Origin of the sequence: Corynebacterium auriscanis, assembly GCF_030408435.1 — a bacterium.
GTDB lineage: Bacteria > Actinomycetota > Actinomycetes > Mycobacteriales > Mycobacteriaceae > Corynebacterium > Corynebacterium auriscanis.
In genome coordinates this window covers 2165090-2178720 of sequence record NZ_CP047046.1, presented here as the reverse complement: position 1 = coordinate 2178720, position 13631 = coordinate 2165090, and the positions used below count along the sequence as shown (strand labels likewise).

At 59.5% G+C, this 13631-nt stretch carries 13 protein-coding genes; 12 read left to right on the top strand and 1 reads right to left on the bottom strand.

What is annotated here, in order from left to right; genetic code table 11:
* Positions 1-248 precede the first annotated feature (248 nt).
* The 12 genes from secY to CAURIC_RS09210 all read left to right on the top strand — a co-directional run bounded on the left by secY (position 249) and on the right by CAURIC_RS09210 (position 12631).
* Positions 249-1577: a preprotein translocase subunit SecY gene (secY, locus tag CAURIC_RS09265; protein WP_035113637.1), complete on the top strand. Its 1329-nt coding sequence runs from the start codon at positions 249-251 to the stop codon at positions 1575-1577.
* Entirely contained in the window at positions 1574-2119 is a 546-nt protein-coding gene (locus CAURIC_RS09260; protein WP_035113638.1) for an adenylate kinase, read from the top strand. Before secY ends, CAURIC_RS09260 begins: the two co-directional genes overlap by 4 nt.
* Positions 2120-2267: 148 nt before the next feature.
* On the top strand, positions 2268-3062 hold the full coding sequence (gene map, locus CAURIC_RS09255; protein ID WP_035113639.1) for a type I methionyl aminopeptidase: 795 nt from the start codon (positions 2268-2270) through the stop codon (positions 3060-3062).
* Between the two features lie 208 nt (positions 3063-3270).
* Complete coding sequence (locus CAURIC_RS09250; protein ID WP_035113640.1) at positions 3271-4488, top strand: dicarboxylate/amino acid:cation symporter; 1218 nt, start codon at positions 3271-3273, stop codon at positions 4486-4488.
* A 344-nt stretch (positions 4489-4832) separates the two neighbouring features.
* Positions 4833-5054 (top strand): translation initiation factor IF-1, encoded by a 222-nt coding sequence (gene infA / locus CAURIC_RS09245; protein ID WP_005519800.1) that lies wholly within the window; start codon positions 4833-4835, stop codon positions 5052-5054.
* Between the two features lie 320 nt (positions 5055-5374).
* Positions 5375-5743, top strand: a complete 369-nt coding sequence (gene rpsM, locus CAURIC_RS09240; protein WP_025403538.1) for a 30S ribosomal protein S13 — start codon at positions 5375-5377, stop codon at positions 5741-5743.
* Positions 5743-6147, top strand: coding sequence for a 30S ribosomal protein S11 (gene rpsK / locus CAURIC_RS09235; protein WP_013889187.1), 405 nt, complete (start codon positions 5743-5745; stop codon positions 6145-6147). The genes rpsM and rpsK overlap by 1 nt, the downstream gene beginning before the upstream one ends.
* 25 nt (positions 6148-6172) lie before the next feature.
* Positions 6173-6778 carry a 30S ribosomal protein S4 gene (gene rpsD / locus CAURIC_RS09230; RefSeq protein ID WP_290182584.1) on the top strand — a complete coding sequence of 202 codons (606 nt, stop codon included), beginning with the start codon at positions 6173-6175 and terminating at the stop codon, positions 6776-6778.
* Between the two features lie 200 nt (positions 6779-6978).
* Positions 6979-7992, top strand: coding sequence for a DNA-directed RNA polymerase subunit alpha (locus tag CAURIC_RS09225; protein ID WP_035113643.1), 1014 nt, complete (start codon positions 6979-6981; stop codon positions 7990-7992).
* Between the two features lie 43 nt (positions 7993-8035).
* Positions 8036-8593, top strand: coding sequence for a 50S ribosomal protein L17 (rplQ, locus tag CAURIC_RS09220; RefSeq protein ID WP_290182582.1), 558 nt, complete (start codon positions 8036-8038; stop codon positions 8591-8593).
* A gap of 153 nt (positions 8594-8746) precedes the next feature.
* On the top strand, positions 8747-9760 hold the full coding sequence (gene truA, locus CAURIC_RS09215) for a tRNA pseudouridine(38-40) synthase TruA (protein ID WP_235700705.1): 1014 nt from the start codon (positions 8747-8749) through the stop codon (positions 9758-9760).
* Between the two features lie 42 nt (positions 9761-9802).
* Positions 9803-12631 carry a DUF6541 family protein gene (locus tag CAURIC_RS09210; protein ID WP_070433791.1) on the top strand — a complete coding sequence of 943 codons (2829 nt, stop codon included), beginning with the start codon at positions 9803-9805 and terminating at the stop codon, positions 12629-12631.
* On the opposite strand, the gene CAURIC_RS09205 is transcribed toward CAURIC_RS09210, so the two are convergent.
* A complete protein-coding gene (locus CAURIC_RS09205) occupies positions 12628-13557 on the bottom strand; it encodes a hypothetical protein (RefSeq protein WP_035113647.1) in 930 nt (309 codons plus the stop codon). The genes CAURIC_RS09210 and CAURIC_RS09205 overlap by 4 nt on opposite strands.
* Positions 13558-13631: the final 74 nt, after the last annotated feature.

Below are 13631 nucleotides of genomic sequence, written 5' to 3'. Positions count from 1 at the left end.
CTCGGGGTTGAGCGCCCTTCTATTTCTTTTCTTACCCATTACGCATGGTTTATTAAACCGGCTCGAGTTTAATGCGGGGGCCAATGCTGCTAATCTTGGGTAGTTCTATGTCCAAGTGTGTCTTTTTGCTTTCGCAGAGGGACTGAAATTACCAGGCAAGTTGCCGATGGTGGTTGCTAAGGCTGCGGATACCAGCACTTTCCGCCCTTTGTATCCCACATCACGGTGCCTGCCCACGGGAGGCTAATTTGTCCGCCATCGTCTCGGCGTTCAAAAACGCAGATCTCCGCAAGAAGATCCTCTTTACTCTTGCGATGATCGTCCTGTTCCGTGTCGGATCCCAGATTCCGACCCCAGGCGTTGATTACGCATCAATCACAAACCAGATCAAGTCGCTGACCAATAACTCTGCGGTCTACTCTCTGATCAACCTCTTCTCCGGTGGCGCGTTGCTGCGTCTGTCCGTGTTTGCGGTTGGCATCATGCCGTACATTACGGCGTCCATCATCATCCAGTTGCTCACCGTGGTGATCCCAAAGTTTGAGCAGCTGAAGAAGGAAGGCCAGACCGGCCAGGCCAAGATGACGGAATACACCCGTTACCTGACCGTGGCGCTGGCATTGCTGCAGTCTTCGGGCATTGTTGCACTGGCAGACCGCAAGCAGCTGCTGGGCCAGGGCGTTCCCGTGTTGAAGGACAACGTGGATGTCTTCGGCTTGGTTACCATGGTGTTGGTTATGACCTCCGGCGCCGTGTTGGTGATGTGGCTCGGCGAGCTCATCACGGACCGTGGCATCGGTAACGGTATGTCCCTCCTGATCTTCGCGGGCATCGCCACCTCGCTGCCGGGTGAAGGCGCCACCATCTTGCAGACCTCTGGTGGCCCCGTGTTCACGGCCGTTGTGGTCGGTGTGCTGATCCTGGTCATCGGCGTGGTCTTCATGGAGCAGGGGCAGCGCCGCATCCCCGTGCAGTACGCCAAGCGCATGATAGGCCGCCGCCAGTACGGTGAGACCTCCACGTACCTGCCGCTGAAGGTCAACCAGGCCGGCGTTATCCCAGTGATCTTCGCTTCCTCCCTGCTGACCGTTCCGATCTTGATCACCCAGATCATTCAGTCGGGCAACCCACAGGCAGCTCAGGACAACTGGTGGAACCGCAACGTCATGTCGGTTCTGCAGGATCCAGCCGCATGGCAGTACATCCTGCTGTACCTGTTCCTGATCATCTTCTTCTCCTTCTTCTACGTTTCCGTGCAATACGATCCCAATGATCAGGCGGACAACATGAAGAAGTACGGTGGCTTTATCCCGGGCATCCGTCCGGGACGCCCCACCGCGGAATACTTGGGCTACGTCATGAACCGACTGCTGGTAGTCGGTTCGGTCTACCTTGGCCTGATCGCCATCTTGCCCAACATTCTGATTAACATGGGTGTGCAGACCTCTGCGACCGGCAACCAGTCCTTGCCATTCGGTGGCACGGCTATCCTGATTCTGGTCTCCGTGGCACTGACTACGGTTAAGCAGATTGAGTCGCAGCTTATGCAAGCCAACTACGAAGGATTCCTCAAATGAGACTAGTTCTGCTGGGCCCTCCCGGCGCAGGAAAGGGTACGCAGGCCTCCCTGCTTTCCGATTCCCTCAAGATCCCCCACATCTCCACCGGAGATCTGTTCCGCGCGAATATCAGCAAGGGTACCGAGCTGGGCAAGCAGGCGCAGGAGTACATGGACGCCGGCAAGCTGGTGCCAACGTCCGTGACGGCAAACATGGTTCGCGATCGCTTGGCTCAGTCCGATGCTGCCGACGGATTCCTCTTGGACGGTTTCCCACGCACCATCGAGCAGGCTGAGTTGTTGGAAGAGATGCTCAAGGAACAAGGTCAGTCCCTGGACGCAGTGATCAACTACGTTGTTTCTGAGGACGTGGTGGTAGAGCGCATGCTGGCCCGTGGTCGCAATGATGACAACGAGGACACCATCCGTACCCGCCTACAGGTCTATCGCGATGAGACCGCGCCCCTAATCGAGCACTACGGTGATCTACTGCTGAACATCGATGCCGAAGGTAGCGTAGAGGATATCTCCACCACCACGCTGGACGCGCTGGATAACTAATCCAACGACACGCGAGGGGCCGGGGGTCATCATCCCAGCGCACCCATCGCAGTAACACGAACCCGAGCGGGAACCACAACTTTTCCCCGCCCGGGGTTTTTCTCTTTACATCTCGTTGTCAATCACCCCGTTTTCAAGGAAAGGCACCATGGGCTTCAGGCGGAAGAACAAGGTTATCGCTGCAAAAACTTCTTTAGAGCTCGACGCCATGCAGGCAGCCGGAGAAATCGTCGGTAGGACCCTAGTGGCAGTGAAAGACGCTGCGAAGCCGGGCGTCAGTACCCTAGAGCTGGACCAGATCGCCGAGCAAACCATCCGAGATGCTGGAGCGGTGCCAACCTTCAAAGGGTACGAGGGATTCCCGGGCTCCATTTGCTCGTCGGTCAACGACATGATCGTCCACGGCATTCCTTCGGCAGATGTTGTGTTGAAGGAGGGGGACCTGGTTTCCATCGACTGCGGCGCCACCTTGGACGGCTGGGTGGGAGATTCGGCGTGGACGTTCGGGATCGGGGAGCTGGCGGAGGAAAACCGGAAGCTCAACGAGGCTACCGAATGGGTTTTGTACGAGGGGCTGAAGGCGATGGTGCCCGGCAACCACCTGACAGATGTGTCCGGGGCTCTGGAACAAGCGACGCGGCAGGCGGAGGAGAAATTCGGGCTGAAGCTGTTCATCGTGGACGGATACGGTGGCCACGGCATTGGCCGGACCATGCACGAAGAGCCGTACCTAGCCAACGAGGGGCGCCCCGGTCGCGGGCCGATCATTCAAGAAGGCAGCGTGTTGGCAATCGAGCCTATGCTGACCAACGGTAGCTGTGATTCGTTTGTGCTGGATGATGACTGGGGAGTGGTCACCGACGATGGGTCGTTCTCCTCGCACTGGGAGCACACCGTGGTGGCCACCGCTGAAGGACCGCGTATCCTCACGCCGCGACCGTAGCACCAGGGCGCAGTGCGGTACTCGTAACACGGGGCGCAGTACCGCGGCCGTAACACCAAGGCGCAGTGCCGCGACCGTAGCATCAGGGCGCAGTGCAGTGCCCGCAGCACCGGAGGCAGATTACCGGGGGCGCACACCGTAGCCCGGCTACCCCTTTACGCATTTATGAATATTATGTAATTGCTTCACATTCTATTAATCTGGCGCTATGAAAGCACAACAACGGCGCTTGCCCCTCCTGGCTTGGATCTTCATTGCCATCGTCTTGGGCATCGTATTGAGTTTCTTCGCACCAGACTGGTTCGGTCGCGGCGCGGCAACATTCACCGGACTATTCGGTAACTTCCTAGGCTTCTTCGTCCCAGTCCTGATTTTCGCGCTCATCACCCCTGCGATCGCTAATTTGGGCCAAGGTGCGGGCAAGTGGTTCGGTGCAACCGCCGGGTTGGCCTATGTTTCCACGATCCTGTCCGGGTTGCTGGCATGGGCTGTTTCTCAATCGGTCTACCCATGGTTGCTGAAGGGGCAGTCGATGGTGCAAGCCCCCGATATCGATAAGGGGGCACTGGCTCCGTATTTCACGGTGGAGATGCCAGCGCCAATGGAAGTGATGGCTGCCCTGCTGCTGGCATTCTCCGTCGGTATTGCTATGGCGAACATCGGTGCGAAAACCCTGCAGGCCGGTGCCAACGAGTTGCGCGATGTGGTTATGAAGGTTATCGAAGCCTTCGTGATTCCGCTGCTGCCGGTCTACATCTTTGGTGTGTTCCTCACGATGGGAATGAACGGCAACCTGAAATTCGTGCTGGTTGCCTTCGCCAAGGTTCTGATTCTGGCCACCATCATGACGTGGGTTGTGCTTATCTTGCAGTACCTCGTCGCAGGCGCAGTTGCTGGCGGGAACCCGTTTAAGGCGCTGCGTAACATGCTGCCGGCGTACTTCACGGCTCTGGGGACAGCATCGTCGGCTGCCACCATTCCCGTCACCTACAAATCCACCCGGAAAAACGGTGTGAGTGAATCCGTTGCAGGTTTCGTTGTTCCTTTGTGTGCGACCGTGCACCTGTCTGGGTCCATGATGAAGATTGGCTTGTTTGCTTTCTCTGTCATGTTCCTTACAAATAATCCTTTGACGCCCGGCGCCGCCCTCGGCTTCATCTTCCTGCTCGGTGTGATGATGGTGGCTGCCCCCGGTGTTCCGGGTGGTGCCATCATGGCAGCAGTTGGCTTGCTGGAATCTCAGTTGGGCTTTGATGAGTCGCAGGTGGCCCTCATGATCGCGGCATACGTTGCCATCGACTCTTTCGGTACCGCTTGTAACGTCACCGGCGATGGAGCCATCGCGATGATGATCAACCGCTTCGCTAAGGGGGAGCTGGGGAGTAAAGAGCGCGCGACCACTGACGGGGCTGCTGTAGCGCAGTAGTCCAGCAGTAGCATCGCCCGCTCCCCGTGGGGTGCGGTGACATCTGGCTCTCACTGATGGGGTCTCACGGTGCAGTGAGCCCCTTTTTTTCCATAGGCGGGGGTTGGTTGCACTCTCAGGCGAGATTTTGGATTCGCGCAGGTCGCGTGTATCGTTAAGGGCTGGTGTGAAAGTTAATCGGTGTTTGAGTCAACACTGGCCCCCGCACACGGGGTAGTAGCAACTCGCTTATGCCAACTTCGAGCAAGTGGGCAGAATCCCAACAACCGATTAGCCCGAAGACCATAGTACGTAGCAAAACAGCATTCAACCGGCACAAACGGTGCCGGGGAAACGTGGAGGATATGGCAAAGAAGGAAGGCGCAATTGAGGTTGAGGGCCGCATTGTCGAGCCCTTGCCCAACGCGATGTTCCGTGTCGAGCTGGATAACGGGCACAAGGTTTTGGCCCACATTTCCGGCAAGATGCGCCAACACTACATCCGTATCCTCCCTGAGGACCGGGTTGTTGTGGAGCTTTCTCCATACGATCTGACCCGTGGACGCATCGTTTACCGCTACAAGTAAATCGTAAGCCTCCGCACATCCATTGGGGCGCGCACTATTACTCGGTAGCTACCGAGGGGCATGCTCGCTCCAAGCAATACCTCCGGCCGCGGCGGCTGGAGCCCTTTAGCCCCCAACGCGCGCGTTATGCAGCGTTGGTTTTGCGTGTTACAAAGCGCATTCACTCGATGAAGACGGCCTCCCAGCAAGGCAGTTTCACTTCCACGATTGGAAATGGCAACTGTGGCGTAGGTCCCGAGGGAATAGCCCACCGTGCGCAACATGGGTGACGAGGGATGAGTGTGGAGAAAACCGCCGCTCATCCGGAAGGAATAAGCCACATGGCACGCCTTGCTGGTGTTGACCTCCCACGCGAAAAGCGCATGGAGGTTGCACTCACATACATCTTCGGAATTGGCCCAGCCCGTTCCAAGGAGCTGCTGGAAAAGACCGGCATCTCTCCTGACCTGCGCTCCAAGGATCTGACCGACGAGCAACTGTCCGCTCTGCGTGACGTTATCGAGAACACCTGGAAGGTCGAGGGTGACCTCCGCCGCCAGGTTCAGGCCGATATCCGTCGCAAGATCGAAATCGGTTCTTACCAGGGTCTGCGCCACCGTCGCGGTCTGCCCGTTCGTGGCCAGCGCACCAAGACCAACGCTCGTACCCGCAAGGGTCCTAAGAAGACCATCGCAGGAAAGAAGAAGTAATGGCTCCTAAGACTCCAACCCGCGCACGCCGTACCGGCCGTCGCGTCGTTAAGAAGAATGTGGCCAACGGCCACGCATACATCAAGTCCACCTTCAACAACACCATCGTTTCCATCACGGATCCAAAGGGTGCTGTTATCTCTTGGGCATCCTCCGGCCACGTTGGCTTCAAGGGTTCCCGCAAGTCCACCCCATTCGCTGCGCAGCTGGCTGCTGAGTCCGCCGCTCGCAAGGCAATGGAGCACGGCATGAAGAAGGTTGACGTTTTCGTCAAGGGTCCCGGCTCCGGCCGCGAGACCGCCATCCGTTCTCTGGCCACCGCTGGTCTCGAGCTCGGCTCCATCGCTGATGTCACGCCACAGCCTCACAACGGCTGCCGCCCACCCAAGCGTCGTCGCGTTTAAGAGAAGAAAGGATAGGGAATAGATAATGGCTCGTTATACTGGCCCAGTTACCCGCAAGTCCCGTCGCCTCCGCGTCGACCTCGTCGGTGGTGACAGCTCCTTCGAGCGCCGTCCGTACCCTCCGGGACAGGCTGGCCGCGCTCGCATCAAGGAATCCGAGTACCTCTTGCAGCTGCAGGAGAAGCAGAAGGCGAAGTACACCTACGGTGTTCTGGAGCGTCAGTTCCGTCGCTACTACACCGAGGCAAACCGTCGCCCAGGTAAGACCGGTGACAACCTGGTCATCCTGCTGGAGACCCGCCTCGACAATGTGGTTTACCGCGCTGGTCTGGCACGCACCCGTCGTCAGGCTCGTCAGCTGGTTTCCCACGGTCACTTCACCGTGAACGGTAAGAAGACCAACGTGCCTTCCTACCGCGTTACCCAGTACGACATCATCGACGTTCGCGAGAAGTCCCGTTCGATGCTGTGGTTCGAGGAGGCCCAAGAGCGCCTCGTCGACGCTGTGGTTCCTGCATGGCTGCAGGTTGTCCCAGCAACCCTGCGCATCCTCGTGCACCAGCTGCCCGAGCGCGCTCAGATCGACATTCCGCTGCAAGAGCAGCTCATCGTCGAGCTCTACTCGAAGTAATCCGGCTAAGCTTTCTAGCGAAGTCCCTTATATCGAGAACAGGGCACAAACCGACTACCCAATGTCGACTCGTTATTGCTGGCCAGCGGGGCGTCGTCCCACCACGAAAGTGGAAGCGATGCCCTGCGTGAAGGCTGGCAGATTCGGGTCACCCCTAGCGGCGTCAAATAGCGGTCGCCGAAAAGGAGAAACGAAAGACCATGCTGATTTCCCAGCGCCCGGTTTTGACCGAGGAATTCATCGACGAATCCCGCTCTAAGTTCGTTATCGAGCCACTGGAGCCAGGCTTTGGCTACACCTTGGGCAACTCCCTGCGTCGCACGCTGTTGTCCTCCATCCCAGGTGCAGCTGTGACCTCTGTACGAATCGAAGGTGTACTGCACGAGTTCACCACCATCCCAGGCGTGAAGGAAGATGTTTCCGACATCATCCTGAACATCAAGTCCCTCGTTTTGTCGAGCGACTCTGACGAGCCCGTGGTGATGAACCTGCACAAGGAAGGACCAGGCGCGGTCACCGGTGCGGACATCATGCCACCAGCTGGCGTTGAGGTTCACAACCCTGACCTGCACATTGCCACGCTTAACGAGCAGGGCAAGCTGGATATCGAGCTGGTTGTGGAGCGCGGACGTGGCTACGTTCCCGCCGCCACCGCTTCTAACGAAATCGGTCGTATCCCAGTTGACCAGATCTACTCTCCAGTGCTGAAGGTCAGCTACAAGGTCGAGGCAACCCGTGTGGAGCAGCGCACGGACTTCGACAAGCTGATCCTCGACGTGGAGACCAAGAACTCCATCAGCGCTCGCGATGCCATGGCATCTGCGGGTAAGACCTTGGTGGAACTGTTCGGACTGGCTCAGGAACTGAACAACGAAGCAGAGGGCATCGAGATCGGCCCATCGCCACAGGAGAGCGAGCACATCGCTGCCTACAGCATGCCGATCGAGGACCTGAACTTCTCCGTTCGCTCCTACAACTGCCTGAAGCGCGAAGAGATCCACACCGTTGGTGAGCTGGCCGCCCGTACGGAATCCGACCTGCTGGATATCCGTAACTTCGGTCAGAAGTCCATCAACGAGGTCAAGGTAAAGCTTGCTGGCTTGGGCTTGGGCCTTAAGGACGCCCCAGAGGGATTCGACATCAACGACATCGAGGGCTACGACGCTGAAACCGGCGAGTTCATCGATACCGAGGGTGAAGACATCGCGGAGTAGTCGCACGTACTGCGCTCACTAACAATCCACACGAGGAGAACAAATGCCTACCCCAAAGAAGGGCGCCCGCCTTGGCGGTTCTGCTTCCCACCAGAAGAAGATCCTGGCCAACCTCGCAGCTCAGCTGATTGAGCACGGCGCCATCAAGACCACCGACGCAAAGGCTAAGCTGCTGCGTCCATACGTTGAGAAGATCATCACCAAGGCCAAGCGTGGCACCGTGGCTGATCGTCGCAACGTTTTGAAGCTCATCACGAACAAGGAAGTTGTTGCTTACCTGTTCAACGAGCTGGCTCCAAAGTTCGAAGGCCGTGACGGCGGTTACACCCGCATCATCAAGCTGGAGAACCGTAAGGGAGACAACGCTCCTGTAAGCCAGATCTCCCTGGTTCTGGAGCAGACCGCTTCCACCGAGGCAGAGCGTGCCGTCCGCGCCGCTAACTCCAAGAAGGCTCAGGCTGAAGAGGCCAAGGCCGAGGAGACCAAGGCTGAAGAGGCACCAGAGGTTGAGGCTGATACCGCAACCGACGCTCAGGCTGAGGCAGAGGCCAAGGAAGCTGAAGCTACCGAGGCTGAGGCTACCGAGGCTGAGGAGAAGTAGTCTCCCGCCATGCGTGCACACGCGTGCACATGCGTGCACTAGTCGGCTGAGACCAGCCGGCTAGCTGCTGCCACCACAGGCCGGCTGGGTGATCCCCGTGATCATCCGGCCGGCCTTTTGCTATGTCCGCGTTCAACAGCAACAATTGTTCGTATGACCTCAGCAACACCCGCCGATGGCTCCGCGCACTCCGAACCCGCGGAGGCCCACACCAGCGCCACGGATTCCCCAGTCGGTGCTACGGATCCGCAGGTCGGTGCCGAAGAACCTCAGTCCGGCGCAGTGAATCCCCCGTCCGACTCCTTAGCGCCCAACCCAGCCCATCGAGACACAGTGCGGGTCCGCCTCGACGTGTCCTACGACGGCACGGACTTTCACGGGTGGGCCTCCCAATTCGGCTTGCGTACGGTCCAGGGGGTGCTGGAGGAAAAGCTCAGCTTGGTCACGCGTCACCCCGTCCAACTCACCGTCGCTGGCCGCACCGATGCTGGGGTGCACGCCGATGGGCAAGTCGCGCACTTCGATGTTCCCGCTAGTACATTCACGCAGCGCAGCCTGCAACACCCCGGTGATCTGGTCCGCCGGTTGTCCCGGATGTTGCCGGCCGACGTGCGGGTTCATGGGGCAAGCGTAGCCCCTGCTGGTTTTGACGCTCGCTTTTCTGCGCTTCGACGCCACTACGTTTACCGCGTCACCACTGCCACTGCGGGCCCTCGGCCGGTTCGGGTTCGGGATACGGCGAGGTGGCGTCGGCACATAGACCTGGACAAAGTGAAAGCCGCCAGCGAGGTGCTGGTGGGGCTCAACGACTTCGCTGCGTTCTGTAAAGCGCGGGAAGGAGCAACCACGATCCGCGAATTACAACAATTCCAGTGGTTCGACGTCTCCACACCGGCCGAACCGGAGACGTATGAGGCGCGCGTGGCGGCGGATGCATTTTGCTGGTCAATGGTGCGCTCGCTGGTGGGGGCCGTGTTGACCGTGGGTGAGGGAAAACGTGATGAGGGCTTTACCGCGGAGTTGTTACAACTAGACGAGCGCAGTTCGAAAGTGCTCGTGGCCCCCGCGGAAGGGTTGAACTTGGTGCAAGTGGATTACCCTGCGGACGAGGAGCTGGCGGCCCGAGCAGAGGTGACCCGCGCGGTGCGTACAACGGCGGAATTGTAGCGCTAAAGTTATCGAGTACGAAGACCGAGGAGAAGAGAGCACTTGATAACAGCCTTTTCTGCAGTCGTCACGGCGTTGGCGATTTTCATTCTGCCCGGTGCGGTGGTGGGATGGTGTGCTGGTATGCGCATTCCGTGGGCCCTAGCCACGGGGGTGGTGATTACTGCTGGTGTGTGGAACGTCCTGGCCTGGTGGTACGGCGGCCACGACATTGCGGTGACCTTCGATTCGTTGCTCCAAGGTACCGCTGTGTTCGCAGTCGTGGGTTTGCTGTGGCGCTTGACATGGACGGCGACTGTGTGGCGACGAGGCCGGCGGGCCCGGCAATTAGAACGCGAGCTGATGCCGCGGGCGGAGTTGGAAGGCTATCAGCCATGGTGGCGGGGCAGGTCGCTCAAGCAGTGGTTTAGGTCCCCACAGCGGCATGGGGGAGTATTCGATCCCATGTGGATCGCACCGCTAGCTGGTGTGGTTGCAGGGTTCACTTTGATTACTCAGCGCGCAATGGATGTTATCGAGAGCAAGCCTGACGGGTTGAACAATGTGTTCCAAGGATGGGATGCGCACTGGCATGCCTCGGTATTCCGCTTCATTCAGGAAACTGGGGTGGCAAGCTCTGTCCGGATGGGGGAACTGCAGAACATCGAAACCCACAGCGCCCTGTTCTATCCCACGGGGTTCCACACAATGGGCGCAGCCCTGCAGGAATACATGAACATGCAGCCGGTGCAGGCCCTGAACGTGACCTCCGTGGTCTTGCCCGCGTTGGGTTCCACACTATCGGCAGCGTTTTTGGCGTGGCTATTGGTCGGGCGGCGTGGACTGGTGGGGTCCTTGGCTGCGGGGCTGGCTGCCGTTGCGGTCGCCGGAGTGTTCCCCGTGTTCTACGTGGAGTACTACACCGGCGCGTGGCCGAATTCCTCTGCGTTGGCCATGGTCGGTATTGGGGCCGCAGCGCTGAGTATGGCACCGGTTCGCCCCATCACCATTCCCGCCGTGGCGCTCGTGGTTGCGGGTATTGGTGCCATCCACCCATCGGCGGTGCCGGTAACCGCGGTGATCGTTGGCTTGTGGTGGTTGTTGTGGAAGCTGTTTGTGCCAACGGGTCAGACCGACCAACGCCGTGGCACGAAGAAAGGGTTCCTCCACGGCCTGTGGGTTCGAGTTAAAGACGTGTTGTTGCTGGGCCTTCCCACGGTTCTCGGTGGCGCATTGATGCTGCCACAGTGGACCGTGGGCAGTGGGCAGGCCAGCGAGGTCAGTGGCTTCAACAAACAGCAGGTCCCCGATTACGGCGATGCATGGCAGCGTGTATTTGAACTGCAATCCCGTGCGAACCACTACGCAGCAACTCAATGGTGGTTGATCGTGGGTGCGATTGCAGGTGCGGTCATATTGCTGTTGTGGCGTCGAAATATTTGGGCTGCAGCCACCAGCGGTGTGCTTGCAGCGGTGGCAGCCTACAGCTTAAAAAACTTTGATGGACCAGCCGGTGTGGTCGCGGGGTTCCTGTCCGGGTTGAACTACAACTCTGCCCACCGTTTGTTTAATCCGTTGGCGCTGTTCGCGACTGCCTTGGCGGCCGTGGCCGCAGCTGCGGTAGTGCGGTTCGTTCTGGGTGGTTTTTTGCTCATTCCTTCTTTACAACGACGCCGCGCCGCGTGCCGCGTCAAACCCGGCCGTGGCTGGACCGGGCGGATTTCCGGAGCCCTAGCAATTGCAACGTGCATTGGAATCGCTATTGGGTTGGTGCCGTGGACGCAAACCCCTTTGGACAACAGGTACGCGTGGGCGGTGGCGGCCTCCCGCGACGGTCGAATGGTGGGGGATAAGGAACAGGGGGCTTTCGAGTGGTTGACGCGGCAACCGGGTGCTTACGACGGCATCATCGCTAACAATTCCCACGAGGGCACCGGCTGGATGTATCCGCTGCATGGTTTACCGGCACTGCACCGCCACTTCCTTTTGGCGAAGACGCCCAAAGATTCCGCGACCCAGGCCATGCTGTGGCACCCGGATCTGATCGGCGCGGGATTGAGCCCGGAACCTGGCAGCGAAGCCGACACCATGCGGCAGTGGACCCCCAATACCGCGGGTATGAAGGGGGATCGCAGCGACTACGCGAATATCTCCGACTTCGCGGCGCGGGACCTGAACGTGAAGTACTACATCATTTCGCCACCGTCGTTTTGGTCTTTCCAGAAAAACATCGAGGCGCAGGTCAAGGGGTTGTGGAAAGCCCCTGGCCTCACGCCGGTGTACAAGGACGGCGCGACCGCGATCTTTGCGGTCAATGCGCAGCTCACCGATGAGGAACTGGCGAAGGCCCGCGAGAACGGTGAGGCGGAATCACCCGATGAATTGCCGCCATTGCCGAAGGTGCACTCTGGCGAGGATTCCCGCCAGGGCAAGGCCAAGGAACAGGCGTTCCACCGCCCGACGAAGTGGGATCGCGACCTCGCGAAGGAGGACGCAGCAGCGCCAGGGGCAAACCCAGAAGAGCGCGGAGGTTCGGATAAAGCGGCAGCGGAGAAGCAACCCGAGAAGAAACCGAGGGCAGGCGCGCCAACCAATCCAGGTAATGGTGCAGAAACGCAATCGGGTACTGCTCCTGCACCGGGCGTAGGAGCACCAGGAGTGCCCGCGCCAGCTGTGCCGTACGCACCGCCGCCCCAGTACGTACCTGAACCACAGTATCCACCGGGGCAGGGAGTGCCTGGCTATCAGGCACCGGGGCAGGGTTACTACGCTCCGAATCCGGGATATGGCTACGGCGTGCCTGCGCCAAACAATGGCATTCCTGCTCCCGGTGTTGGGGCCCTTGCCCAGGGCGCGGGGGCGCCGGGGATTAACCAGGGTTGGGGATTCTAAGCACTCAGAGTGAAGTGGAGTATCGCGTTTGAACGCTGTGCGTCGGTGTGGTCCGGCCGACGTTCTTCGGTGGTGGGCCACGGCGAGCGAATGGTGCAGCGCCCCACGTCAGTAGTGAGGTCGATGATCGCATCGGCGGCACTGCACAAAGTGGGGGCAATGGCCGCATGGTCGGCCACAACAATTCGGGTTTGATGAGGATCCCACGCGCGGCGCCACAGGGTCTCCACATTTTGAGTGGAACTGTCGGCCGAAGAGGCATTGTGAGGACGTGCGGTTTGTAGGGCGCTAGCTGGGTTCTCCGCGCTGATTACTGTGAACAATCCAGGCAACCACGGTAGTTTGCGCAAAGCGATCTGAACTAAGGGGGCCGGACCAAGTACCAACACGGTAGAACCCGGTACTGGGAAGATCTCTACCGCGCGGCCGTACCCGTTGAGCCCCAGCAGCCACCCGCTTTCGACAGGAACGGTCACATCGGTTGGAGCACTTGCGGTGTGATCTGACTGTGAGGATGCGCGATGGGCGCGGGCTGGCGGAACAACCGGGTTGTGCCCAAGCTGTGCCGGCCCGCGGTTGGTGCGCGCTTCCGGTGTTTCCACCGCGATCACCCCGCACCCAGCCGCTGCGTGTTTGAACCCGTCCCGTGCTGTGCTGGGAATGGACACCACACACCGCGCCATAGACCCGCGACCGGGGTAAGGCGAGACCCCGGTGGAGGTGGGGTGGTGGAAGAAGTGGGCGTCGTGTAAAGAAAGCCCGGCCCCCTCGCACAACCGTGCCACATCAAGCGACCACCCAGAGGTGGGTTGCCACAGGTGTTGCGCAGGTGCGATGAGGTAGAAGTGCGCGCGACTGGTTTCACCCGATTGACGAGCGCGCCACCGCGCCCACCCGCCGGCTGCCAGCGTTGTCGCGGCCGTCACACCGCTGAGAGTTGTTGTGGTTAAAGCTAAAGCATCCACTGTCCGTGGTCCCCCTTGAATTGCCGGAGCGTGAT